Annotated in this window: 20 protein-coding genes; 11 read left to right on the forward strand and 9 right to left on the reverse strand. The window is 72.3% G+C overall.

Annotated features, from left to right (window positions below; all coding sequences use genetic code 11):
* Nucleotides 1-46: 46 nt before the first annotated feature.
* Entirely contained in the window at nt 47-310 is a 264-nt protein-coding gene (locus tag ACFY0I_RS00680) for a chorismate mutase (RefSeq protein ID WP_388888189.1), read from the reverse strand.
* A gap of 300 nt (nt 311-610) precedes the next feature.
* Between ACFY0I_RS00680 and guaA the strand changes: the two genes are divergently transcribed.
* The 4 genes from guaA (at nt 611) to ACFY0I_RS00700 (ending at nt 5,048) form a co-directional block, all read left to right on the forward strand.
* Nucleotides 611-2,203 carry a glutamine-hydrolyzing GMP synthase gene (gene guaA, locus ACFY0I_RS00685; RefSeq protein ID WP_388888193.1) on the forward strand — a complete coding sequence of 531 codons (1,593 nt, stop codon included), beginning with the start codon at nt 611-613 and terminating at the stop codon, nt 2,201-2,203.
* Nucleotides 2,204-2,348: 145 nt separating this feature from the next.
* Nucleotides 2,349-3,128 carry a class II aldolase/adducin family protein gene (locus tag ACFY0I_RS00690; RefSeq protein ID WP_388888196.1) on the forward strand — a complete coding sequence of 260 codons (780 nt, stop codon included), beginning with the start codon at nt 2,349-2,351 and terminating at the stop codon, nt 3,126-3,128.
* A gap of 102 nt (nt 3,129-3,230) precedes the next feature.
* Nucleotides 3,231-4,496 (forward strand): hypothetical protein, encoded by a 1,266-nt coding sequence (locus ACFY0I_RS00695; RefSeq protein WP_388888199.1) that lies wholly within the window; start codon nt 3,231-3,233, stop codon nt 4,494-4,496.
* Nucleotides 4,497-4,520: 24 nt separating this feature from the next.
* Nucleotides 4,521-5,048, forward strand: coding sequence for a TQO small subunit DoxD (locus tag ACFY0I_RS00700; protein WP_388888201.1), 528 nt, complete (start codon nt 4,521-4,523; stop codon nt 5,046-5,048).
* Here the strand turns inward: ACFY0I_RS00700 and ACFY0I_RS00705 are convergent.
* Complete coding sequence (locus tag ACFY0I_RS00705; protein WP_388888204.1) at nt 4,970-5,218, reverse strand: hypothetical protein; 249 nt, start codon at nt 5,216-5,218, stop codon at nt 4,970-4,972. The two genes, ACFY0I_RS00700 and ACFY0I_RS00705, sit on opposite strands and share 79 nt — an antisense overlap.
* Entirely contained in the window at nt 5,205-6,512 is a 1,308-nt protein-coding gene (locus ACFY0I_RS00710) for a PspC domain-containing protein (protein WP_388888206.1), read from the reverse strand. Before ACFY0I_RS00710 ends, ACFY0I_RS00705 begins: the two co-directional genes overlap by 14 nt.
* Before the next feature lie 131 nt (nt 6,513-6,643).
* Here ACFY0I_RS00710 and ACFY0I_RS00715 point away from each other — a divergent pair, with 131 nt between their 5' ends.
* The 3 genes from ACFY0I_RS00715 (at nt 6,644) to ACFY0I_RS00725 (ending at nt 9,844) form a co-directional block, all read left to right on the forward strand.
* Nucleotides 6,644-7,936, forward strand: a complete 1,293-nt coding sequence (locus ACFY0I_RS00715) for a PspC domain-containing protein (protein ID WP_388888209.1) — start codon at nt 6,644-6,646, stop codon at nt 7,934-7,936.
* Nucleotides 7,933-8,622, forward strand: a complete 690-nt coding sequence (locus tag ACFY0I_RS00720) for a LuxR C-terminal-related transcriptional regulator (protein ID WP_281209609.1) — start codon at nt 7,933-7,935, stop codon at nt 8,620-8,622. The genes ACFY0I_RS00715 and ACFY0I_RS00720 overlap by 4 nt, the downstream gene beginning before the upstream one ends.
* A 109-nt stretch (nt 8,623-8,731) precedes the next feature.
* Entirely contained in the window at nt 8,732-9,844 is a 1,113-nt protein-coding gene (locus tag ACFY0I_RS00725; RefSeq protein ID WP_388888212.1) for an alpha/beta hydrolase, read from the forward strand.
* A gap of 21 nt (nt 9,845-9,865) precedes the next feature.
* On the opposite strand, the gene ACFY0I_RS00730 is transcribed toward ACFY0I_RS00725, so the two are convergent.
* Nucleotides 9,866-10,918 carry an NlpC/P60 family protein gene (locus ACFY0I_RS00730; RefSeq protein ID WP_388888215.1) on the reverse strand — a complete coding sequence of 351 codons (1,053 nt, stop codon included), beginning with the start codon at nt 10,916-10,918 and terminating at the stop codon, nt 9,866-9,868.
* Between the two features lie 108 nt (nt 10,919-11,026).
* Nucleotides 11,027-11,383 (reverse strand): hypothetical protein, encoded by a 357-nt coding sequence (locus ACFY0I_RS00735; RefSeq protein ID WP_383989214.1) that lies wholly within the window; start codon nt 11,381-11,383, stop codon nt 11,027-11,029.
* 737 nt (nt 11,384-12,120) lie between these two features.
* Here ACFY0I_RS00735 and ACFY0I_RS00740 point away from each other — a divergent pair.
* The 3 genes from ACFY0I_RS00740 (at nt 12,121) to pcrA (ending at nt 18,115) form a co-directional block, all read left to right on the forward strand.
* Nucleotides 12,121-13,563: an FG-GAP-like repeat-containing protein gene (locus ACFY0I_RS00740; protein ID WP_388888219.1), complete on the forward strand. Its 1,443-nt coding sequence runs from the start codon at nt 12,121-12,123 to the stop codon at nt 13,561-13,563.
* 286 nt (nt 13,564-13,849) lie between these two features.
* Entirely contained in the window at nt 13,850-15,346 is a 1,497-nt protein-coding gene (locus ACFY0I_RS00745; RefSeq protein WP_388888222.1) for a peptidoglycan DD-metalloendopeptidase family protein, read from the forward strand.
* 198 nt (nt 15,347-15,544) lie between these two features.
* Entirely contained in the window at nt 15,545-18,115 is a 2,571-nt protein-coding gene (gene pcrA, locus ACFY0I_RS00750; protein ID WP_388888225.1) for a DNA helicase PcrA, read from the forward strand.
* A 65-nt stretch (nt 18,116-18,180) separates the two neighbouring features.
* On the opposite strand, the gene ACFY0I_RS00755 is transcribed toward pcrA, so the two are convergent.
* Together ACFY0I_RS00755 and ACFY0I_RS00760 are read right to left on the reverse strand one after the other, a co-directional pair.
* A complete protein-coding gene (locus ACFY0I_RS00755; protein WP_388888227.1) occupies nt 18,181-19,647 on the reverse strand; it encodes a M23 family metallopeptidase in 1,467 nt (488 codons plus the stop codon).
* A 500-nt stretch (nt 19,648-20,147) separates the two neighbouring features.
* Nucleotides 20,148-21,077 carry an esterase/lipase family protein gene (locus ACFY0I_RS00760; RefSeq protein WP_388888230.1) on the reverse strand — a complete coding sequence of 310 codons (930 nt, stop codon included), beginning with the start codon at nt 21,075-21,077 and terminating at the stop codon, nt 20,148-20,150.
* 210 nt (nt 21,078-21,287) lie between these two features.
* Here ACFY0I_RS00760 and ACFY0I_RS00765 point away from each other — a divergent pair, with 210 nt between their 5' ends.
* Complete coding sequence (locus ACFY0I_RS00765) at nt 21,288-21,689, forward strand: cobalamin B12-binding domain-containing protein (RefSeq protein WP_281209601.1); 402 nt, start codon at nt 21,288-21,290, stop codon at nt 21,687-21,689.
* An 85-nt stretch (nt 21,690-21,774) separates the two neighbouring features.
* On the opposite strand, the gene ACFY0I_RS00770 is transcribed toward ACFY0I_RS00765, so the two are convergent.
* Both ACFY0I_RS00770 and ACFY0I_RS00775 read right to left on the reverse strand, forming a co-directional pair.
* On the reverse strand, nt 21,775-23,358 hold the full coding sequence (locus ACFY0I_RS00770; RefSeq protein ID WP_388888232.1) for a DUF5691 domain-containing protein: 1,584 nt from the start codon (nt 23,356-23,358) through the stop codon (nt 21,775-21,777).
* A 179-nt stretch (nt 23,359-23,537) separates the two neighbouring features.
* The gene (locus ACFY0I_RS00775; RefSeq protein WP_388888235.1) at nt 23,538-24,875 is read right to left on the reverse strand and encodes an SWIM zinc finger family protein; all 1,338 of its coding nucleotides are present in this window, start codon (nt 24,873-24,875) and stop codon (nt 23,538-23,540) included.
* Nucleotides 24,876-24,957 lie beyond the last annotated feature (82 nt).

Raw genomic sequence — 24,957 nt, forward strand, 5'->3', positions numbered from 1 at the left:
CGGGGCCGGTCACGGCCCGGACGGGTGACGAACGGCAGCCCGCGCCTCAGACACGACCCCGGCACAGCTCCAGCAGGGTCATCGCGAGCGTGGTGCCGGGCTTGCCGAGGGCGTCGCTCCAGTGCGCCAGCACCTCCATCTCGCGCGACAGGTGCACCCGGCGACCCCCGGAGCCGATGCGCGCGTCCTGGATGACGGTCGAGACGGCCATCCGTTCCTGGATGAGGCCGATGATCCGGTCGTCGATGGCGTCGATGCGGATCCGGGAGTCGGCGATGAGCTGCTCGGGGGTGGTGGTGATCGTGGTCATGTCGGTGCTCCTGTGGGTGGTGGGGACCGACGGGAGCGGAAACGCGAGAGCGCCCCGGTCCTGTCGGACCGGGGCGCTCTGGGAAGTCAGCGGCTCAAGCGAGCATCACGATGACCCATGGCGACCGGACCGGCCGGTGCCATAGGTAAAGAGGAAGCTCAGCTGCTTGCGCATGGAACGGATTATTACCTTCCGTCCCGCTCCGGGCCAAGCCGGTTCGGATGGTGAGACGAAAAGGGGCTTACGGCCCCCGTTAGAATCGACAAAACAAAGCCACCTCTTCCGCCGGAAGGCCGCCCCGTGCCAGAAGCACCCTCCGCCGCCCACGACAGCGCCCCGGACACGGTTCTCGTCGTCGACTTCGGCGCCCAGTACGCCCAGCTCATCGCCCGCCGCGTCCGCGAGGCCCGGGTCTACAGCGAGATCGTGCCCAGCACGATGCCCGTGGCCGAGATGCTCGCCAAGGACCCGAAGGCGATCATCCTCTCCGGCGGTCCGTCCTCCGTGTACGAAGAGGGCGCCCCGCGCCTGGACGACTCCCGTGCCCTCTTCGAGGCAGGCGTCCCCGTCTTCGGGATGTGCTACGGCTTCCAGCTGATGGCGACCACCCTCGGCGGCACCGTCGACAACACCGGCGCGCGCGAGTACGGCCGCACCCCGCTGGCCGTCTCCAAGGCCGGCTCCACCCTCTTCGAGGGCACCCCGGCGAACCAGTCCGTGTGGATGTCCCACGGCGACGCCTGCTCCGCCGCCCCCGAGGGCTTCGCCGTCACCGCCTCGACGAACGTCGTCCCGGTCGCGGCTTTCGAGAACGACGAGAAGCGGCTGTACGGGGTCCAGTACCACCCCGAGGTCATGCACTCCACGCACGGCCAGCAGATCCTGGAGCACTTCCTCTACCGCGGCGCCGGCCTGGCCCCCACCTGGACCACCGGCAACATCGTCGAGGAGCAGATCGCGGCCATCCGCGAGCAGGTCGGCGACAAGCGCGCCATCTGCGGCCTCTCCGGCGGCGTGGACTCCGCGGTCGCCGCGGCCCTCGTCCAGAAGGCCATCGGCTCGCAGCTGACCTGCGTCTACGTCGACCACGGCCTGATGCGCAAGGGCGAGACCGAGCAGGTCGAGAAGGACTTCGTCGCGGCCACCGGCGTCCAGCTGAAGGTCGTCGACGCCCAGGAGCGCTTCCTGACCGCGCTGGCCGGTGTCTCCGACCCGGAGACCAAGCGGAAGATCATCGGCCGCGAGTTCATCCGCGTCTTCGAGCAGGCACAGCTGGAGATCCTCCAGGAGGACGGCCCCGCGGTCGCCTTCCTCGTCCAGGGCACCCTGTACCCGGACGTCGTCGAGTCCGGCGGCGGCACCGGCACCGCGAACATCAAGTCGCACCACAACGTGGGCGGCCTCCCCGACGACATCGAGTTCGAACTCGTCGAGCCGCTGCGCCAGCTGTTCAAGGACGAGGTCCGAATGGTCGGCCAGGAGCTCGGCCTGCCCGACGAGATCGTCCAGCGCCAGCCGTTCCCCGGCCCCGGCCTCGGCATCCGCATCGTCGGCGAGGTCACCAAGGAGCGCCTGGACCTGCTGCGCGAGGCCGACGCCATCGCCCGCCACGAGCTCACCGCCGCCGGCCTCGACCGGGAGATCTGGCAGTGCCCGGTCGTCCTGCTCGCGGACGTCCGCAGCGTCGGCGTCCAGGGCGACGGCCGCACCTACGGCCACCCGATCGTGCTGCGCCCCGTCTCCTCCGAGGACGCGATGACCGCGGACTGGACGCGGATGCCGTACGAGGTGCTCGCGAAGATCTCCACCCGGATCACCAACGAGGTCCCCGACGTGAACCGCGTGGTCCTGGACTGCACGAGCAAGCCGCCGGGCACCATCGAGTGGGAGTAGGACTCCCCGCCCGCACCACCGGCGGAGCCGCCGCCCCCTTACCGGGGGCGGCGGCTCCGCCGTTTTGCGCCCTCCCGCCCGCGCCCCGCCTCTGGCCTCTTCGACCGGCCGCCGGTACCTTGCGCCGCGACCCGCAGGAGGTGCCATGGCCGAACGACCCGGACCCGTGCCCGTGGAGCGGCTGCGATTCGACATGCCGCCCGTCCACGACACCGTCGAGGAGGAGCGCGCCCACCGCAAGGAACGCCTCGCCGAGGCGCTGCGGCTGCTGGCCCGGCTCGACCACGAGGACGGGGTGGCCGGCCTGGTCACCGTCCGGGATCCCGAATTCGAGGACTGCTACTGGGTCAACCCCTTCGGCCGGGCCTTCGGCGGGCTCACCGCCGACGACCTGTTGCTGGCCGACGGCGACGGTCGGGTACTCCAGGGCGCCCGCCGGCTCAACGAGTTGGCCTTCGCCGTGCACGTCGCCGTCCACCGGGCGCGGCCCGGGGCGGCGGCCGTCGTCCGCACGCAGGCCCCGTACGGCAGGGCGCTCGCCGTGCTCGGTGACCTGCTGGCCCCGCTGACGCCCGAGGCCTGCGCCTTCTACGAGGACCACGCCCTGCTGGACGAGTTCACCGAGGACGGCCCCGTCGCCGCCGCCCGGATCGCGCACGCGCTCGGCCCCTACAAGGCGCTGATCCTGCGCCACCGCGGGCTGCTGACCGTCGGGGACTCGGTGGACGCGGCCGTCTGGTGGTTCGTCGCCGCCGAACGGGCCGCCCGGGTCCAGCTGATCGCGCGGGCCGCGGGCAAACCCGTACCCGTGGACCACCGCAGCGCCGTCCTCACGCGGGAGCGGTTCGGCTCCGATCTGGCGGCCTGGGTCAGCTACCAGCCGCTGCGCCACGGGGGCGACGCGCCGATGGCGTCAACATCATGAACGGTTAATCACCTGCTCTGACATCGTGCGCAATCCGGAGCACTGCCGCAGTGGTGCACAATTCGCTGGCACTGCACCGGAGTTCAGAGAGGCGGCACGCACGTGGCTGTCCAAGAGATCCCCCGAACCACCCACGGCGGCGCCTGCACCTGCGACGACTGCCCGCACGGCGCACGGGAGGGGCACCGCCGGGCGGTGGCCGCCTTCCTGGAGAAGCGCGACGAGTTCGCCGCCGGCCAGGGGGTGCCGGCCGCCGTGGCCCATTCCCTCGGCGCCTCCCGCCAGTGGGTGTCCGACGAACTGACCCTGTCCGCCCGCACCGCCGCCGACCGCGGCCGAGAGGCCGGGCACTCCTGGCTGTACCTGCTCTCCCGACGGACCGTCCTCACCCTGTGGATCGCCGCCGGCGTCCTGCTGGTGGTGCAGGTCGGCACCGCCCTCGGCACCGGCTGGTCGACCGCCCGCACCGCCGGCCTGCTGGCCGTCCTCGTCCTGGCCGGGCTGCTCACCGTCGCCGCCCGCGCCCAGACGCTGCGCGGCGGCCTGCTGGCCCCGCTGGTCGGCGAGGACAACCGGCTGTCCACCTCCAAGGCCGTCCCCGCCGCCTGGCTCGTGCTGACGGCGTTCGCCGCGCTGCTGCCCGCGCTGCGGCTCGCCGCCTCCGCCCCCGGGCCCGAACGGGACACCCTGTACGCCGGGCTGGCGCTCGGCCGCGCGCTGCCGCTGCTGGCCGTGCTCGGGCTGACCTCGGGCGTCGCGGTGCTGGTCCGCCGGGTGGTCACCGTACGGATCATGAACCAGCGGTTGCAGAAGCTGCCCGCGGACCGGCCCGCCGGGGCCGACCTGCTGACCGACGACGCCGGACGGGGCAGCTTCCCCGACGCCCAGTACGTCCTGGTCTCCACGGTCGTGCTGGCCTACGCCGCGGTGACGCTGGCCCGCTTCCCCGACCGGCTGCCGCGGCTGCCGTGGTCGCTCGCGCTGCTCGTCGCCCTGTCGGCGGTGGTGTACCTGGCCGCGAAGTACGCCGAGGGCAGCCGCCCGCTCGTGCTGTCCGTGGTGCGCAGACGGGAGCCCGGGGACCTGGACTCCGCCGTCCGCCCCGGGGACGACATCGAGATCCGCGGCGTGGGCTTCGTACCCCCGGGGGCGCAGACGCCGGAGATGATGGCCAGGCTGGTCGTACGGATCGGGCAGGTGCACGTCCACGTGCCGTTGGTGCCGGTGACCGGAGGCTTCACCAACCCGTCGGACGCGGTGCTGACCGTGCCGGTCCCCGCGGAGGTCGAACCGGGGCGCACCGACGTCCAGGTGGTCACCGCCGCCGGAGTGGAATCGAACCGCTACAGCATCGACGTGGCGGAGTGAACGGCGACGGGGTATGCATGGGGCGTGACCCGAACTGACGTCCTTTCCGGTGCTCCCTCCGACCTGCGGGACCGAGCCGCCCGGTACGCGCTCCTGCCCCTGCGCCTCTTCCTCGGCGTGACCTTCGTCTACGCGGGTCTGGACAAGCTGACCGACTCCGCGTTCCTGTCGGCCTCCGGCGCCGGATCCATCGGCGACATGATGCGCGGCGTGCGCGACACCTCCGCGATCCCCGCCCTGGTCGACCTGGCCCTGAAGGCGCCCGTCGGTTTCGCCGTGGTGCTGGCCGCCGGTGAACTCCTGGTGGGACTCGCCACCCTGGCGGGACTGCTGACCCGGCTCGCCGCCGCCGGCGGGGCGCTGATCGCGCTCAGCCTGTGGCTCACGGTCTCCTGGGCGGTCACCCCGTACTACTACGGCAACGACCTCGTCTACCTGGTCGCCTGGCTCCCGCTGGTCCTCGCCGGCGCCCCCTACCTGTCGTTGGACGCGCTCGCCCGGCGCTCCGAGGGCTCCTCGAGCCGGTGGCGCCTGTCGCGGCGCACCGCGTAGGTCACCATGCCGACGAGCGCGGCGAGCGAGAGCCCGCCCAGGGCCATCGGCACCACCAGGAACCACGGCACGTCGGCCTCGCCGCCCGCGTCGAGCAGGTAGAGCACCCCTGCCACGATCAGCACCAGCCCGGCCAGCAGCCGTCCCGGCTGGAAGTCATGACGCCGCACGGGCCACCTCCACCTGTCCCACGGCCGCGCGCAGGCGCAGCTCGATCGTCCCGCCGGCCTCGGTGCCGGCGGGGGGCGCCAGCGTCGCCTCCCGGGTTTCGCCGCCGCGTCTGATGCGTACGTCCTCACCGGTCTCGCCGGGGAACCGGATGTCACCCAGCCGGACGGTGACGACGGCCTTCGCGGTGACCTCCCGGGGGAGGACCACCTTCAGCCGGCCCGCCTCGATGGAGGCGCCGACCGTCACCGTGGAGCCCTTCGGTACGTCCAGCCGGCTCAGGTCGAGGGTGGCCAGCCCGGTGCCCGACGCGTACGCGGGCCTTACGTCGGCCACCGCGGCCGGACGCCAGGCGACCTCCCGCCAGTCGGTGCCGATCTCGCGCGGCAGCGCGGTGGCCGTCGCGAGCAGGCCCGCGGTGATCAGGCCGAGCAGGATCGTGCCGAACCCGGTCCGGCCCTTGACCGAGCTGACCGCGAGGCCCAGCCCGAAGACCGTGAGGGCGCACGCGAGGCCCACCTGGAGGGCGTGCCCGAGGGAACTGCCCTCCCACACCGAGCCCGCGCCGATGCCCGCCGCGACGAGGGCCAGGACGAAGACCCGGCCGCCGATGCCCCCGCCGAACCCGCGCACCGCCGCCGGAGCGCTCGGCCGCCGCTCGGCCGGTTCCGCACCCGTGGCGGTGGGCGGGGTGTCGTCGGGGCCCCACAGGTAGCCGCTCGCGCCGATGTGTCCCGTCGTACCGTCCTTCACCAGCGGATCGCGCCACCAGGACGGGCTGCCGGGCACGGGCGGGGCCTGCGTCTCGGGCGGCGCCGGGGACGCGGGCCGGTGCGCCGCCGGGGCCTCGGCCTCGGGGGCGTAGGTGTGCCGGTGCCGCTGGGACCAGTACGAGGCGCCGCCGAGCGCCAGGATGACCAGGACCGAGAAGACCCCCATCACCCCGTTGTCCATCATCGACAGGAACAGCGCGCAGCCCACCAGCGCGCTGAACACCGCCGCCAGGGTGGCGCCCTCGACGCGGCCGGTCAGCAACCGCTTGCCCTCGCTGTCGTCCTCGCCCTCCTGGGGCAGCAGCAGCCAGGCGAACCCGTAGAAGATCAGGCCGACGCCGCCGGTGACGGCGAGCACCCCGAGGACGATGCGGAACACCAACGGGTCCAGGTCGAAGTACCGGCCGAGACCACCGCATACGCCCGCGAGGACCTTGTCGCGCTTGCTGCGGCGCAGGGGCGGCCGCGGGGCCGCAGCCGGGGCGGGGGCTCCGGCGGCCGGGGCGTCGTGTACTTCGGTCATGTGTCCATGGTGACGGGCCTTACGGCCGCGCGGCACCCGGCCCGACCCTGGCGCAACCCTGATATCCCCCGGCCGGAACTGGGGGGACGCCCTGATGTCCTCGGTCCCGCGCACGTGTGACCATCGGTGACATGCCCGCAGCAGCCGCCTCCCGCACCCCGCACGCACCGGACCCCGTCGATCCCGCGATCCCGCACCGCCGGCTCTACCGCAGCGCCGACGGCAGGATGCTCGGCGGCGTCGCCCGCGGCCTGGCCGGGCACCTGGGGCTGCCCGTGCTCTGGGTCCGTCTCGCGTTCCTCGGCATGTTCATGTTCGGGGACGGGCTCGGGGTGCTGCTCTACGCGGCGTTCTGGGTCTTCGTACCGCTCGGCGTGGGCGGCAGCACCGGACACCACTCCTTCTTCGAGACCCTCCCCGACGGCACCCGCCGGCTGCGCAAGCCCGGCAAGGGGCAGATCTCCGGCCTGATCGCGCTCGCCGTCGGCGCGGGCATCTTCTTCTCCCAGCTCCGCGTGGGCGGGGAGAACGGCCGCTACGTCTGGCCGACCCTGCTCGTCGGCGCCGGCGTCGTCCTCGTCTGGCGCCAGGCCGACAACGCGCGCCGCGCCCACTGGAGCGCCGCCGCCGGCCGGCACGGCCGGCTCTTCCAGGTGGTCCGGGCCCTCGCGGGCGTCGCCCTCGTCGGCGTCGGCCTGACCCTCTTCATCGTCGTACGGGGCTCGGCCGCCCAACTGGGCAACGTCCTCACCGCCACCCTCGCCGTCCTCGTCGGCGTCGCCCTGCTCGCCGGACCCTGGCTGATCCGGATGACCCAGGACCTCTCCGAGGAACGCCTGATGCGCATCCGCGCCCAGGAACGCGCCGAGGTCGCCGCCCACGTCCACGACTCCGTACTGCACACCCTGACGCTGATCCAGCGCAACGCCGAGGACGTCGGAGAGGTGCGCCGACTGGCCCGCGCCCAGGAACGCGAGCTGCGGAACTGGCTGTACAAGCCCGAGGGCACCGGCAAGGACGAGGCCGAGGAGCCCACCACCCTCGCCGAGGCCGTGAAGAAGACCGCCGCCGAGGTGGAGGACCACCACGGCGTCCCCATCGAGGTCGTCGTCGTCGGCGACTGCCCGCTCGACGAGAAGCTGGCCGCACAGATCCAGGCCGCACGCGAGGCAATGGTCAACGCGGCCAAGTACGGTGGCGAGGGGGGCCCGGTACAGGTCTACGCGGAGGTCGAGGGCAACACCGTCTTCGTCTCCGTACGGGACCGCGGACCGGGCTTCGACATCGACGCCGTACCGGACGACCGGATGGGCGTACGAGAATCGATCATCGGCCGGATGCAGCGCAACGGCGGGACCGCACGACTGCGGTCCGCGCCCGACGGCGGCACGGAAGTCGAGCTGGAGATGGAGAGGGCGGCATGACCGAGGACAACGCGGTGACGGAGGCCAGGCGGGTCCGGGTGGTGCTCGTCGACGACCACCGGATGTTCCGCACCGGAGTACAGGCCGAGATCGGGGAGACCGCGCGCACCGGCGTCGAGGTCGTCGGCGAGGCGGCCGACGTCGACCAGGCGGTCACCGTCATCACCGCCACCCGCCCCGAGGTGGTGCTCCTCGACGTGCACCTGCCCGGCGGCGGCGGCGTCGAGGTGCTGCGGCGCTGCGCCCCGCTGATGGCGGCGGCCGAGAACCCGGTGCGGTTCCTGGCGCTGTCGGTGTCGGACGCCGCCGAGGACGTCATCGGCGTCATCCGGGGCGGCGCCCGCGGGTACGTCACCAAGACCATCACCGGCAGCGACCTGGTGGACTCGGTCTTCCGCGTCCAGGACGGCGACGCGGTGTTCTCGCCGCGACTGGCCGGCTTCGTGCTCGACGCGTTCGCGTCGACGGACGCCCCGCCCGTCGACGAGGACCTCGACCGGCTCACCCAGCGCGAACGCGAGGTGCTCCGGCTGATCGCCCGCGGCTACGCGTACAAGGAGATCGCCAAGCAGCTGTTCATCTCGGTGAAGACCGTCGAATCGCACGTCTCGGCGGTCCTGCGCAAGCTCCAACTGTCCAACCGTCACGAACTGACCCGCTGGGCGACGGCCCGCCGGCTGGTCTGACGGGCGCCGCCCGACCGTTTCGCCGTCGTACCGACCGCCCGCGATGTGATCCACATCGCGGGCGGTCGGCGCAACCGGGGAACGGGCGTCCGCCCTCTTCGGGGGCGTGATGAGCCTGACGGGGACCCCCTTCTTCGCCACCGTGGTCGCCCTGGCGGCGATCGCCGTCGTCCTGCCGTTGGCCGTGTGGAGCAGGGTGCGCGGCCCCGCCGCCGTACGTCTCGTCACGCGCGGCCTCATGGTGGTCTTCGCCCAGGTCACGGCCGTGGCCCTGGTGTTCGTCGCGGTCAACCGGGACATGAACTTCTACGCGTCCTGGGGCGACCTCCTCGGCACCGGCACGTACGTGACCGCCGCCCCCGACCTCGGCCCCGACGGGCTCGGCGGGAAGAAGGCCGAGCAGGTGAGGGAAGAGCCCAAGGTCCGCCAGGAGTTCGTCCCGGTCGACGGGCTCGGCGGCCGGGTGAAGAAGACCGAGCTGGACGGAAAGGTCTCCGGGGTCAAGGGCGACGTCATGGTGTGGCTGCCCCCGCAGTACGACGACCCCGCGTTCAAGGACAGGAAGTTCCCCGTCGTCGAACTGATCCCCGGCATCCCCGGCACCGGCAAGTCCTGGTTCCAGGGACTCAAGGCCCACGAGGTGCTGGAACCCCTGATGAAGAGCGGCAAGGTCCAGCCGTTCATCCTCGTCTCCCCGCGCGCCATGCTGCTCGGCAACGCCGACACCGGCTGCGCCAACATCCCCGGCAAGGTCAACGCGGACAGCTGGTTCAGCGTCGACGTCCGCAAGATGGTCACCGACAACTTCCGGGCCACGGACGAGGCCCGCAACTGGGGCGTCGCCGGCTACTCGGCGGGCGCGTACTGCGCCGCCAAGCTGGCCATCGCCCACCCCGACCGCTACGGCGCGGCCGTCTCGCTCTCCGGCTACAACGACCCGGGCCAGGAACCCTCCTCGCTCGTCGCCCAGGACCCCGAACTGCGCCGCACCCACAACCTGAAGCACCTGCTGAAGTCCGCGCCCACACCGCCGCCGGTGTCCCTGTGGATGTCGGGCGCCGAACAGGACGGCTACCTGTCCGGCACGGACCTCAAGGCGATCGCGCAGGCCCCCACCGTGGTCCACGCGGAGAAGGTGACCGGCGGCCACAACCTCGACTCCTGGTCGAAGCAACTCCCGCAGACCTTCGACTGGCTGAGCCGGACGGTCAAGGCGCCGTAGCCGGCCCGGACCCCGACACCCTCACGCCGGGCGGGTCGCGCCCGCCCACGGCATGGAGTCGACCGGTGCGAGGCGGACCGTGGAGCCGGGGCGCGGGGCGTGGATCATCTGGCCGTTGCCGACGTACATGCCGACGTGCGTGACGCCGGAGTAGAAGAAGACCAGGTCCCCGGGGGCCAGTTGGCCGCGCGCGACGCGCTGCCCGGCGTTGATCTGGGTGTAGGTCGTGCGGGGCAGGGACACCCCGGCCGCGCGCCAGGCGGCCTGCGTCAGCCCGGAGCAGTCGAAGGAGCCCGGGCCCGTCGCGCCCCAGACGTACGGCTTGCCGATCGCCCCGTACGCGAACGCCACGGCCCGGGCCGCGCGGGAGCCGTCGGCGGGAGCCGGGGTCGGGGGAGTGCCGGGCGTGCGGGCGGGGGCGGCGGCGGTCGTGGTGCCCGACTGCGCCTCGTACGCGGCCCGTTCCTCGGAGGTCAGCCGGGCCAGCAGGCGCTTCGCCTCGCTGAGCTTCGCCTCGGCGGTGGCCTTGTGCCGGGCCGACTCGCCCTGCCGGGCGCGCAGGTCCGCGAGTCGCCCGGAGGCCTGGTCACGGAGCTTGCCGATGTCGTCCAGGCCGCGTCGTACGGAGGACACCTCCGCGGCGGTGCGCCTGCCGGCCCGGGTCAGCAACGAGGCCCGGTCGAGATAGTCCTGCGGATCGGTCGCCATGACCAACTGGATCGCGGGGCCGAGGCCGCCGCTGCGGTACTGGCCGGCGGCCAGCGACCCGAGCGCGGTGCGGGCGGTGTTCAGCCGGTCGGTGCGGCGGGCGGACTCCTCGCGCAGGCCGGTGAGGGCCCGTTCGGCCTCGTCGGCCTTCTCCTTCGCCCCGTTGTACTGCTCGGTGGCGGCCTCGGCCTCCTCGTAGAGCCGGTCGACCTCCGTCTTCACCTCGGCGGGGCTCTGCCGGGGGTCCGCGTGCGAGGTGCCCTCGAAGGCGGTGGCGGTGGCAGCGCCCGCCAGCACGAGCGTGGCGGCGGTCCGTACGCCGCCACCGCTGAACGGGCGCTGCCTGGGCTTTCGATGACTGGCCACGGGGGCCTCACGTCCTTCCGTCGGTCTCGGGGGAGGACGCTAGACCCGAAGGTAACGGGACGGTGACGAGATGGTCCGAAGTGGCCGTTCGTGATCGGGACCGACCGGTCAGTGCCAGAGGACGGCGATAAAGATGTTGGCCGTGGTCAGTGCGCCGACCGTCGCGAAGAGCCCCTTGTCCACGTGCTCGTCGTCGCGCTTGACGTAGACGAGGGCGAGGACCACGAAGAGGATCGCGAGCTTCACGCCGATCTTGACGTGGTTCAGCGGGGCGCCGTCGCCCATCTCGCGGAAGCCGACGAGCAGGACGCCCGTCACCAGCATGGTCAGCGCGCCGTGCAGCATCGCGGGCACGAAGCGGGCGGTGCCGGCGCCCATCGCCTTCATCTGGGTCAGGAAACCGCCCAGGAGGGAGGCGATCCCGATGATGTGCAGGCCGACGAAGACATTGATCAGTACGTCCATGCGGTCGAGCGTACGGGGCACCCCGGACGCTCCGACGGGCACCCTCGGCAGCCCCGACGGACCCGCGCGGACCGGAACAGGACATGGCCTGTTCGGGCCCCCGGGAACCCCTTCCGCGCCCTGCGCCGGGAGGCGAAGCTAGTGCACGTCGCCGAGGGAAACCGCCGGTGACACCCCCTCGAAGCCCCGAAGGACGTCACCGCGGGACGTGCACGGGCCACGGGGAGGACACCACCCAGCCGTCGCACGTCGTACCGGAAGGAACACCTCTCATCATGCGCATCGGACTCGCACGGGCCGCCGCGGTCGTCGCCCTCACCCTCGGCATCACCGCCATCGCCCCCGTCGCCTCCGCGGTACCCGCCGCCAGGATCGTGACCCCGGGCTGACCGCCCACGCCGGCCGACTTCCCACGCCGGCCGGGAACGGTGCTCCACCGGACCGCTGTACCTGCAGGACAGCTGTCCCCCGGTCACACCGGCGCACCTCGCACGCCGCACTGGGCCCGCTCGGCCCGAACGCCGGCGCGCGCCCCACACCTCGCGCACCACCCCCAGTCCTCGCGGCACCCCCGCACTTCCGCACGCCCCGCAGTCGTCGTAGCACCCCCGCACTTCCCGCACGCCCCGTACGTGCCGTAGGCGCCGCGCGGCTTCCCCGCGCACCGCTCACGGCGGCCGGTCGAGCACCCGCTCCCGGCCCCTCACACCTCATCGAACGCGAACCGGAGTTCCGTCATGCCCCGTTACACCCGCCGCACCCGCAACACCGCCGTCGCCACCCTGATCACCGCCGCCGTCGCCATGGGCGCCGTGGCGGGCATCGACTCGGCGGCGTTCGCCTCGCCGGCCGCCGCACCCGCCGCCGCCCCGCTCGCCGACCCGGCGCCCAACCCCGACTGGGGCAGCACCGGCCAGGGCGCCGAGGCCCCGAGCGAGTTGAGAGCCTCGACGTTCGCCGCCTCCGCGTCGACGATCACCCGCAGCCAGGTCATAGCGCGGGCCAAGAGCTGGGTCGGCATCGGCCTCGACTACAACTGGGGTACGAAGCACGGCGGTTACCGCACCGACTGCTCCGGCTTCGTCTCGATGGCCTGGGACCTGGACGACTCGCTCACCACCCCCACCTTCGAGACCCGCGGCGTCGTCGAATCGATCACCAAGGCCGAGCTGAAGGCGGGCGACGCCCTCCTCGACAACGACAGCGGCGCCAACGGCCACATCGCCCTCTTCGAGAAGTGGGCGAACAGCGACAAGACCAAGTACTGGGGCTTCGACTTCACCCCGAGCGGCGTGCACTACCGCGTGTACGACTACCCGTACTACGGGAACTACGGCCCCTTCTACCCGGTCCGCTACAAGAACATCGTCGACGACTCGACGACCCCCAAGCCGCCGAAGCCCGCCGGCATGACCGACCTCGTCTCCGCCAACATCAACGGGGACTCGGTGGACGACGTGGTGGGCGTGGAGGCCTCCACCGGCAAGCTGTGGCTGTACAAGGGCAACGCGAACGGGACCATCGCGAGCGGCGGTTCCCGCGTCGAGATCGGCTCGGGCGGCTGGAACGGCATGACCAACCTGGCGGCCGGCGACTTCACGGGCGACGGCAAGGACGACATCGTCGCCACCGAGGAGGACTCGGGCAAGCTCTACCTCTACCCGGGCAACGGCAGCGGTCTGAACTCCCGCAAGGAGATCGGCTCCGGCGGTTGGAACGGCATGCACGACCTGATCGGCGGCGACTTCAACGGTGACGGCAAGGCCGACGTCGTCGGCGTCGAGACGGCCAGCGGCAAGCTGTGGCTGTACAAGGGCAACGGCGCCGGCTCGATCGGCGGCGGCGGCACCCGCGTCCTGATCGGCACGGGCGGCTGGAACGGCATGCACGACCTGGTCGGCATGGACGTCGACAACGACGGCAGGACGGACGTCGTCGGCGTCGACACCGCCGGCAGCGACCTCTTCTTCTACAAGAGCAACGGCTCCGGCCTGGACGCCCGCAAGCTGATCGGCAACGGCGGCTGGAACACCATGAACGACCTGATCGGCGGCGACTTCACCTCGAACGCCTACGACGACCTCATCGGTGTCGAGAAGGCCAACAACGACCTCTTCCTCTACCCGGGCACCGGCTCCGGCCTCGGCGCCCGCAAGCTGATCGGCAACGGCGGCTGGTAGCCCCTCCTGGAGGGCGGCCCGCAGCACCTCCGCCCTCCGGGCCCGGCTCCGTCCCGCGCCCGCGCCGGGACCCCGGCCCCCGATCCACCCCTGCGCACGCCCACGGCCCCACGGCCGCAGCGGCCCGCAGCCCCGTACTTCGGCAACCCAGTACTTCGGCATCACCGCACTTCAGCAGTACCGCCGCCCCGAGCGGCCCGCTCCGACGGGCGGTCCCGTCCCGTGAGCGCTTCCGAAGCCTTCGCCCCCTTCCCCAGGCACCCCCGTGCCGGTTTGGACCACTCCCGTGTCTGCTGCCACCACCCCGATCGCCCGCCGCATGTCCAAGCGCGTCGCCATCGCCACCGGCCTCATCTGCGCCACCCTGGCCGCCACCGCCCTCTCGATCGGCGGCGCCCAGGCCGAGGGCGAGGACCACCACGGCGTGCTGCCCATCCTGACCCCGGCCGAGATGGGTCTGCCCGACGCCCCGATCGCCGCGCCGATGGCCGCGTCCGCCACCACCGACGGCGGCCGCCCCAAGTTCCAGATGCCGTTCACCTGCGGCGAGACCTGGCTCGGTGACTCCCGCTCGTACCACAGCCCCTCCGCCAACGCGATCGACTGGACGCACGGCGGCACCACCTCGAACAAGCCCGTCCTGGCCAGCGCCGGCGGCACGGCCCACATCAGGGACAAGGGCAACACCAGCTACGGCAAGTTCGTCACCATCGACCACGGCAACGGTTGGAGTACCCTCTACGCCCACCTCAACGCCTTCAAGGTGTCCGAGGGCGAGAAGGTCGACGCTGGGGAACTGATCGGCCTCGTCGGCAGCACCGGCGGATCGAGCGGCGCCCACCTGCACTACGAACAGCGCTACAACGGCAGCTACCAGCGCACCGTCTTCAACGGCACCGCCTTCTACCCCGACCGCAGCCTGACCAGCAAGAACTGCGCCAACCCGGACCCCGACCCGAAGCCGCAGCCCCCGAAGCCCCCGGTCGGTCCCGGCGCCGGCACCGGCATGATCGACCTGGCCTCGGCCGACCTGTCCGGAGACGGCGTCGTCGACGTGGTGGGCGTGGAGGCCTCCACCGGCAAGCTGTGGCTGTACAAGGGCAACGCGAACGGGACCATCGCGAGCGGCGGTTCCCGCGTCGAGATCGGCTCCGGCGGTTGGAACGGCATGTCCAACCTGACCGGCGGGGACTTCACAGGCGACGGCAAGGACGACATCGTCGGCGTCGAGGAGTCCACCGGCAAGCTGTGGCTGTACAAGGGCGCCGACAACTCGACCCTCACCGGCGGCGGCTCCCGCATCCTGATCGGCACCGGCGGCTGGAACGGCATGTCCGACCTGACCGCGCTCAACCTCAACGGCGACACGGTCTCCGACCTCGCCGGCGTCGAGAAGTCCACCGGCAAGCTGTACCTCTACCCGGGCTCGTCCTCGGGCCAGCTCGGTACCCGCAAGGAGATCGGTTCGGGCGGCTGGAACGGCATGTCCAACCTGACCGGCATGGACGTGAACAACAGCGGCAAGCAGGACCTCGTCGCGGTCGAGGAGTCCACCGGCGACCTCTTCCTCTACCCCGGTGACCGCGGCTACCTCAGCCCCCGCATCCTGATCGGCAACGGCGGCTGGAACAGCATGTCCGACCTGATCGGCGGCGACCTCAAGGGCACCAGCGGCCCGGACGACCTGATCGCCGTCCAGAACTCGACCGGCAAGCTCTTCCTCTACCCGGGCACCGGCACCGGCCTCGGCGCCCGCACGGAGATCGGCTCCGGCGGCTGGTAGGCGGAACCGCACTCGAGACCAGAGGCACCGCACGTCGAGAACGACAGAACCGCACGTCGAGAACGACAGAACCGCACGTCACGAGGTGGCCCGTCCCCGGCAGGGGGCGGGCCACCGCGGCGTGCGGGCTCCGCGGATCCGGCCGATTCCCGGGGGACGGGACCGGCTGTCGGTCCCGCCCCCTAGACTCGGAAGGCGATGAGTAGCCTCTTTGACGACAGTTTCCTGGCGGACCTGACCCCCTCCGACGAGGTCCCGCCGCCCCCCGAGGAACACGCTGCCCCGGAGCCGGACGCGGACGACCTCTTCGGCGGTCGGTTCGACGCACCCATGAGCGGGGACGCGTACTACCGGGACGGCGCCCCCAGGCCCGTCATCGACCCGGCGACGCTCCTCGACGGGCTGAACGAGGAGCAGGCCGCCGCCGTGGTGCACGCGGGCTCCCCGCTGCTCATCGTGGCCGGCGCCGGTTCCGGCAAGACCCGGGTGCTCACCCACCGGATCGGCCACCTGCTGTCCGCGCGGCACGTCCACCCCGGGCAGATCCTGGCGATCACCTTCACCAACAAGGCCGCCGGCGAGATGAAGGAGCGCGTCGAGAACCTCGTCGGCCCGCGCGCGAACGCCATGTGGGTGTCCACCTTCCACAGCGCCTGCGTCCGCATCCTGCGCCGCGAGTCCAAGCTCCTCGGCTTCACCTCGTCGTTCTCGATCTACGACGCCGCCGACTCGAAGCGCCTCATGGCGCTCGTCTGCCGCGACCTGGACCTGGACCCGAAGAAGTTCCCGCCGAAGTCGTTCAACGCCAAGATCTCCAACCTGAAGAACGAGCTGATCGACGACGAGGCCTTCGCGGCCCAGGCCGTCGACGGCTTCGAGAAGACCGTGGCCCAGGCGTACGCGATGTACCAGGGCCGGCTGCGCGAGGCCAACGCCCTCGACTTCGACGACATCATCATGACGACGGTCCACCTGCTCCAGTCCCACCCGGACGTCGCCGAGCACTACCGCCGCCGGTTCCGGCACGTCCTGGTCGACGAGTACCAGGACACCAATCACGCCCAGTACACGCTCGTGCGCGAGCTGGTCGGCACCGGATACCCGGACCTGCCGCCCGCCGAGCTGTGCGTCGTGGGTGACGCCGACCAGTCGATCTACGCCTTCCGCGGCGCGACCATCCGCAACATCCTCCAGTTCGAGGAGGACTACGCGGACGCGACCACGATCCTGCTGGAGCAGAACTACCGCTCCACGCAGACGATCCTGTCCGCCGCCAACGCGGTCATCGAGCGCAACCAGAACCGCCGCGCCAAGAACCTGTGGACCCAGGCCGGCACCGGATCCGTGATCACCGGCTACGTCGCGGACACCGAGCACGACGAGGCGCAGTTCGTCGCCGACGAGATCGACCGCCTGACCGACGCCAAGGAGGCCAAGGCCGGCGACGTCGCGATCTTCTACCGGACGAACGCCCAGTCGCGCGTGTTCGAGGAGATCTTCATCCGCGTCGGGCTGCCCTACAAGGTCGTCGGCGGCGTCCGGTTCTACGAGCGCAAGGAGGTCCGGGACGTCCTGGCCTACCTGCGCGTCCTGGCGAACCCCGAGGACAACGTCCCGCTGCGGCGGATCCTGAACGTGCCCAAGCGCGGCATCGGCGAGCGGGCCGAGGCGATGATCGACGCCCTCGCGATGCGCGAGAGGATCACCTTCCCGCAGGCGCTGAAGCGCGTCGACGAGGCCTTCGGAATGGCCGCCCGCTCCACCAACGCCGTCAAGCGGTTCAACGTGCTGATGGAGGAGCTCCGCACCATCGTCGAATCCGGCGCCGGTCCGGCGGTCGTGCTGGAAGCGGTCCTGGAGCGGACGGGCTACCTCGCCGAACTCCAGGCGTCCACCGATCCGCAGGACGAGACGAGGATCGAAAACCTTCAGGAACTGGCGGCCGTCGCCCTCGAATTCGAGCAGGCGCGCGCCGGAGCGGACGCCCCGGCGGCCGACGGCGAGGCCGCCGACGACACGGCCGCGGACAACGTCGACGGCGCGGCCGGTGCCACGGCCGCCGCGGCCGGTCCGGGCACCCTCTCCGAATTCCTGGAGCAGGTCGCGCTCGTCGCCGACTCCGACCAGATCCCGGACGAGGACGAGGACGGCAGCGGCGTCATCACCCTGATGACCCTGCACACCGCCAAGGGTCTCGAGTTCCCCGTGGTCTTCCTGACGGGCATGGAGGACGGCGTCTTCCCGCACATGCGCGCCCTCGGCCAGACCAAGGAACTGGAGGAGGAGCGGCGGCTCGCCTACGTCGGCATCACCCGGGCGCGCGAGCGGCTGTACCTGACGCGCTCCGGTATGCGCAGTGCCTGGGGCACCCCCTCGTACAACCCGCCGTCACGGTTCCTGGAGGAGATCCCCACCGAGTACCTCCAGTGGAAGCGGACGGGAGCCACCCAGAAGCCGGCCGGCCCGATGCGCGGCTCGGGGTACGGATCCGGTTCGAGTTCCGGCAAGGCGACCTTCGGGACCTCGCCCGAGGCGTTCCTGTCCTCGTCCCGTACGAAGGCGGGTCCGTCGGGATTCGCCACGCGCCGGGCCTCCGACAAGCCGGTCATCGCGCTGGCCGTCGGGGACCGGGTCACGCACGACCAGTTCGGCCTGGGCACGGTCATGGAGGTCCGGGGAGCCGGCGCGGACGCGCAGGCCACGATCGACTTCGGTGACGACAAGCCGAAGCGGCTGTTGCTGCGCTACGCGCCGGTGCAGAAGCTGTAGGTCCGGCGGGCCGGGGGTCCTGTGCCCGGTGGCCCGAGGTCCAACGCCTCGGGCCGGGGCGTGCGTTACCTCGGGTCCAGGCCGTGGCTGCGCAGCCAGGCCAGCGGGTCGATCGCGGACCCGCCGCCCGGTCGCACCTCGAAGTGGAGGTGCGGGCCCGTGGAGTTGCCGGAGTTGCCGGAGTAGGCGATGACCTCGCCGGCCTTGACCTTGCCGGAACGGATCTTGGTGCTGCCGAGGTGGCAGTACCAGGTCTCGGTCCCGTCGGGCGAGGTCACTATGGCCATGTTGCCGTAGGCGCTGTTCCACTGGGTGCGCACGGTGCCGTCGGTGGCGGCCATGACCGGGGTTCCGTAGGAGACCGGGAAGTCGATGCCGGTGTGCACGGACATCCACATGCCGCCGGCCTGACCGAAGCTGGCGGAGAGGCCGTTCTGGGCGACGGGCACCGCGAACTTGGGCCGGGCCGCTTCCTTGGCGGCGGCCTCCTCGGCCCGCTTCTTCTTCTCGTCCTCCTGGCGCTGACGCAGGTCGATGCGCTCCTGCGTACGGCTCGCGCGGTCCGCGAAGTCACCGGCGTCGGCGCTGAGCGCGGCCAGTTGGGTGTCGAGCTTGTTGTTCGCGGCGACCGGCTTCACCGAGGCGGGATCGGGCGCCGCCATCGTGGTGGTTTCCTCGGACGGCTTCTCGGTGCTCCCGGTGAGTCCGCCGACCGACGCGGCGGCCACTCCGGCGACGCCCATCACGCAGGCGGAGGGCACGGCGACGGTCAGCAGGGCGGACCGCTTGGCCGGGGTGCGGCGACGGGTGTTGCCGCCGGCGCCGCCGGCCTTGACGGGGTTGGTCCGGGAACCGCTCTTGGAGGCGGACGTCGACGTGGGCGGCGTGGACGTCGTCTTCGTCTTCGTCTTCGCCGAGCCCTTGGCTCCGGCCCGACGCGCCGAGCGGGGTTCGCCGGGGGTCACCGGCATGGCCTGGGTGGGCAGGTCGTGCACTCCGTCGATGAAGACCGGCTCGTTCGCGGACGGAGCGGCCACCGCCTCGAAGACCGAGGTCTCGGCGGTGTGCAGGTCGGCTTCGGCCCGGCCTTCGGCGTACGGGTCGACGTAGGGCTCGGGGGAGGTGCCCGCGTAGGACCCGGCGTACGGATCGGCGTAGGAGTCCGCGTAGCCGTCGCCGTACGGGCCGGCGCTCCCGGAGGCCGGCACGACCGGGACGACGGTCGTGGCCTCGTAACCGTAGGAGCCCGCCTGGGAGGTGACGTCGACGTAGGTCCCGGCGCCGGCATCGGCGACCGGCTCGGTGCCGCCGCCGTTCCAGGCGGTGGCGTCGTAGGTGCCGGTCTCCTGCCCGTATCCCGGGAGGGTCCAGTGACCCGTCTGCTCCGGGGCGGGGTCGTAGCCGAAGGACACCGACTCGAAGCCCGTTCCGGTTCCGGATCCGGTCGCGTTCCAGGCGCTCGCGTCCCACTGGCCGGTGCCGTCCTCGGGGACGCTCTGGCTGGGCACGGTCGGCAGATAGGTCTCCGGCACGGACCACGCGGTGGTGTCGTACGAACCGGTCGACTGGTACGAGCCGTAGGCGTCGTAGGTCCCGGAAGCCGTGTAATCCGCAGGGTATTGGTAGCCCTGGCCCTGCGTTTCATAGGAAACGTATGCCTGGTCACCAGCGAAAGTGGTGGTGGAAAGGCCGTCATACCCGGTTTCGGGGTACTGGCCCGACGTCGGGCGGTCGTTCACCAACTTCTCTTTCGCCTCGGCAGTGGGGGGCCTGGGTGGCCGGGGAACTCGAGGTTCACCGGAGGAGAGCAGTGGCGTGACTGTACCCGCCGGTTACTGGGGACGACAATCTTCGGCGGGTTCCGTTCTCACGGGAACGGGGCATTCGGCGGCCTTTCGGTCCTCCGAACACCGAGCCTTGGCCTTGAGTTCGAAATTAGTTCGACTGAGGTTGGCGTGGAGCGTGAGTGAAACTCCGGCGCCGGCGCCCGGAAAGCGTGTGTCGCCCTCCGGCGTGTTCGCGTCCTCGCGGCTCAGATGGCCAGGCTCCGGTCCTCGGTTCCCGCGGAAGCGGTGGTCCCGGTGGAAGGTGCGGCCGGTGTGGCCGGTGCGCTCGATGGCTTCGCGGGTGCCGTCGCGTCGGTGATCGGGCCGTCCAGCGCGCGGCGGACGGCGGTGATCACGGTGGGATGGACCGGCAGGGCGAGGTGACCGATGCCGGTGACCTGCACGTTCGTCGCGTCCAGATCGGGGTGCTCGATCCTGGCCGTCCCCGTCGGCGCCATCAACGCGTCGAACTCGCTCCAGAAGGCGACGCACCGGGTCCGGCAGCCGGGCGACGGGGCGCCCAGTTCGGTCAGCACCTCGGACTCCGGACGCATCTGCCGGACCAGCGGGTGCGCGTCCATGAAGGGCGCCACCCGGGTGCCGGCGTGGGGGGTGCCGAGCGTGACGAGCGTGCGCACCCGCGCGTCACCCCCGAGGCGCTGCACGTAGTAACGGGCGACGAGGCCACCGAGACTGTGCCCGACGAGGTCCACCCGGTCCTGCCCGCTGCGCTCGCACAGCTCCTCCACGCGCCGGGCGAGATGCCGGGCCGTGACGCGCAGATCGCGGGTGAAGGGCGAGTAGTTGTACGTCTCCACCCGGCGCAGGCCGTCCGCGCCGAGGGCGCGCCGCAACAGGACGAAGACCGAACGGTTGTCGGTGAACCCGTGCAGGAGCAGCACGGGGGGACGCTGCCCGGGTGGGGCGGGCGGGGCGCCGGCGGCGCCGGGCTCGACGTCGGCGCTCGGGGCGCCGGGCTCGGGGTCGGCGTTCGGGGCGGCTGGTGCGGGGCGCTCCTCGAGGACCCCGGTGGGATAGAGGAGAAGGTGTCCGGCCAGGACGACGGCCTCCAGGACGGCGGCGCGCAGGGCCGCCCCGGTCATCGACAGCGGCAGCGGTGTGATCGACAGCCCCATGGACGGCCCTCCCCTGGACCTCTCGGGGACGTGGCCGCACCGCCGAAGCGACCCCGCCACCGTGCCGGGCGGCTGTCGGCGCGGTGGCGGGGCGACTCGGCGGTAATGAATCCGCTGTGTCCCACGTGTGATTTCCCCCTCCCGGTTGACCGCGAAACGGTGCGGTGCGCGATGCTGTACTTAACGTTCGTTCACTCGGGAGGCAGTGCGATGGGTGTGACCGGTCCGATCCGTGTGGTGGTGGCCAAGCCGGGTCTCGACGGCCACGACCGGGGTGCCAAGGTGATCGCACGTGCGCTGCGCGACGCCGGCATGGAGGTCATCTACACCGGCCTCCACCAGACCCCCGAGCAGATCGTGGACACCGCCATTCAGGAGGACGCCGACGCGATCGGTCTCTCGATCCTGTCCGGCGCCCACAACACGTTGTTCGCGCGCGTGCTGGAGCTCCTGAAGGAGCGGGACGCGGAGGACATCAAGGTGTTCGGCGGCGGGATCATCCCCGAGGACGACATCGCTCCGCTCAAGGCGAAGGGGGTCGCGGAGATCTTCACGCCGGGGGCGACCACGACGGCGATCGTGGAGTGGGTCAACGGGAACGTCCGGCAGTAGTTCCGGCCGGCCGGTCGCCGCCGGGTCGGGTCGGCCCCCGCCCCGACCTGCGGCGTCCGGGGGCCGGGTCTCCTGCTGCCCGGGGTCAGGCGGGCGGGGCGAGTTCGGTGAGCATCGTGGCGCGGAGGCGGAGGGTGGCCACCAGGCGTTGGAAGGCCTCCGACCAGTAGGCGGCCGCGCCCGGTGAGGCGTCCGGGGGATCCTGGGCGCCGGCGGTGAGGGCCTCCAGATGACCGGCCTCGGTGGGGTCGAGGCAGCGTTCCGCCAGGCCCATGATCCCGCTGAAGCTCCACGGGTAGCTGCCCGCCTCGCGGGCGGAGTCCAGGGCTTCGACCACGGCCCGACCCAGCGCCCCGGACCACGGGACCACGCAGACGCCGAGTAGCTGGAAGGCCTCCGAGAGGCCGTGGGCCCGTACGAACTCCGCCACCCAAGCGGCCCGTTCGCCCTCCGGCAGGGTTTCCAGCAGCTTGGCGCGTTCGGCCAGGGAGGCGGTGCCCGGGCCCGCCGCCGGCGGTGCGGACGGTGGGCCGAGCAGGGCCTTCGACCACTCCGCGTCGCCCTGGCGGACGGCCGCCCGGCACCACGCCGCGTGCAGTTCCTCCGCCCAGCCGTCGGTCACCGGCAGGGCCACGATCTCCGCCGGGCCGAGCCCGCCGAACCGGTCCCGCCAGCAGTCCAACGGGGCCGCCTCCACGAGTTGGCCGAGCCACCAGGCCCGTTCGCCGCGTCCCGCCGGAGGGCGCTTGACCACCCCGTCACGGAGCATGCCCGCGTCGCACTCCGCGGGCGGGATCACCGATCGCGGGCCGACGCAGGCCAGGGCGCGCTCCGCCATCCGGCCGGCCAGGGCGGACCCCGGCAGTGCGGACAGCAGTTCGGCGGCGGTCGCCCGTACGTTGCGGCTGCGGTCCCCGAGCGCGGACTCCAGGAACGGCTCGTCCGCGGGGGAGAGGCCTTCCCGGAGGGAGTCCAGGAACATCAGCCGGTCCTCGGCCCGTTCGGTGGACCAGGTGGTGGCCAGCAGGCGGGGCGCGGCCGACGCCTCGTGCGCCCGTACGGCGCCCAGCAGGGCGACCCGTTCGGCGAACAGCCCCTCCTCCCAGAGTCGGACCACCGCCTCCTGGTCGGCGGGATCGGGCAGTTCGCCCGCGCCCCCCGTCCCGCCGCGCAGCGCGAACCGCCAGTCCGGGTTGAAGCGGGCCAGCCACAGCCCCCGCGCCCCGGCCAGGGCGAGGGCCTGGGGGCGCAGGTCGGTCCGGGCCCGGGCCGCGTCCAGCAGCGCCGGGACCAGCGCCGACGGGGCCCGGTAGCCGTGCCGCGCCGCCGTGGCGAGCCACTGCGGCAGCAGTTCCGTCAGATCGGGGGCGGCTCCGCGCCGACCCCCGGCGCTGCCCGCGCCCGTGCGGCCCGCCAGGAGTTGCGCGAGCCGCCGACGGGCCGCCTCCGGCGGGGCCGGACGCGGATCCCGCGGCGCGGGCTGCGGAAGCCGGCCGGCCGGAGCCGGCCGGAGCCCGGCGCGGCGGCGCAGGGTCCGCACGGCCGCCGCGTCGAGCAGGGCCCGCGGTGCGCCGCCCCGCCGCTCGGTTCCCAGCAGCGCGGTGGCGACCAGTTCCTCCCAGGCCTGCGGTTCCACGCTCTTCTCGTCCGCCTCGGCCGTGCCGTTCATCGGACCCCTCCCTCTTCGTGTTCGTGCTCCGGTCCCGCCCCCTCCGCGGGACCGGAGCGTCCGTGGTCGGATCGGTCAGTGCCTCAGCTCGCGTGGTTGTCGTTCATCAAAGCCCCCCGGCTTACTCGTTTCCTCACGACGGCGCCCCCGCGCCGTCGCTTCCCGCATCCCGCCCGACGTCACCCGAGGGCGACCGGCTCCGCCCCCTGCGGATGCCATGCCGTCAGCGGGGTGAACCCGCGGTGACCGCACTCGCCGAACACCGTGACGGGGCCGCCGCCCGAAAGGGCGGCCAGCTGCCACAGGCCCGACCGTGTGCGACCTCCGGCGAGGTTCACCGGCAAGGCGAACGCCCCGTCCGCGTCCGCGAGTTGCCAGCTCCCGTCACCCGATTCCCCCGGTATCGGGATCACCGGGCCCAGCACCACCGGCCACGACTCCAGCCACGGGTCCTCCCGCAGCGCGTCGCCGTAGGCGGCGAGTGCCCCCTGTGTGTCCACCCCGGCCGGAACCCGGGTGTCCGGTACCGCCGGCGCGAACCGTTCTCCCAGGTCGGCCCGCAACCCCGCCGAGCCGGGACGGAAGCGGGCTTCCGCCTCCAGTACCAGTCCGACCGGCAGGGCCTGCCCCGGTGGCCGCCCGGGCGGCCCGAAGTCCAGCACCAGGGCCGGGCGCCCGCTCCCCAACCCGTGCAGCCATATTCGGCGGGTGGTGAGCCGTCCGTCCGGGGACACCGAGTCGTACTGGGCCAGGACGAGCCAGTGGTCCCGTACGGTTTCGCCCTCCGCCGAGGACGGGAGCCCCACCCGGCTCCGGACGGTCGCGGCCAGCGGCTCCGGCAGCCCGGACACCCCCAGCCAGGCCCTGTCCAGCAGGTGCAGCAGCGCGAACTCCTCAAGCATCCGGGCGGGCCAGCCCGGGCCGCAACCGGGTATTGTCCCCAACTCCCTTACGCGGGAGGCCAGTCCCGGAGCCTGCGCGTCGACCATCCGGGCCGCCGTCTCCTCCCACGGCGCGTAGCCCGTCTGCTCCTGGCCGGCCAGGCCGGCGCGCACCAGGTCCACGAGCCGCTGTTCCAGCTCGGTGACCCCCGCACCGATCCGTTCCGCCCGCCGCAGTGCGCGGCGCCTGGCCCCCTCCTCGTCCACCGGTCCGGCCGCCGGTCGGGCGGCCTTCGCCGCCCGCTCCGCCAGCCATTCCCCCGCCCAGTCCGGTGCCTCGACCGGATCCCCCGCCCCCTCCGCCGCCCACAGCAACAGCAGTCCCAGCGCGTGCTTGCACGGGAACTTCCGGCTCGGGCAGGAGCACTTGTACGCCGGTCCCGTCAGGTCCACGACCGTCCGGTACGGCTTGCTGCCGCTGCCCTTGCACAACCCCCACACCGCACCGGAAGCGGAACCTCCGGTCTGCGACCACGGACCTGCCCCGCCCAGCCTGCCCCCCGCCTTGCGCGACGCGTCGTCAGGTGCCAGGGCCAGTACCTGTTCCGCCGTCCAGCGAACCCCCTGCTCAGTCATGGGAACAACCGTAGGGACCCCCACTGACAATCGCTCTGACCTGCAACAACGCCTCGAACGAAGGGTGTTGTCAGTGGCATGG

This window comes from Streptomyces sp. NPDC001568, assembly GCF_042893755.1.
Lineage (GTDB): Bacteria > Actinomycetota > Actinomycetes > Streptomycetales > Streptomycetaceae > Streptomyces.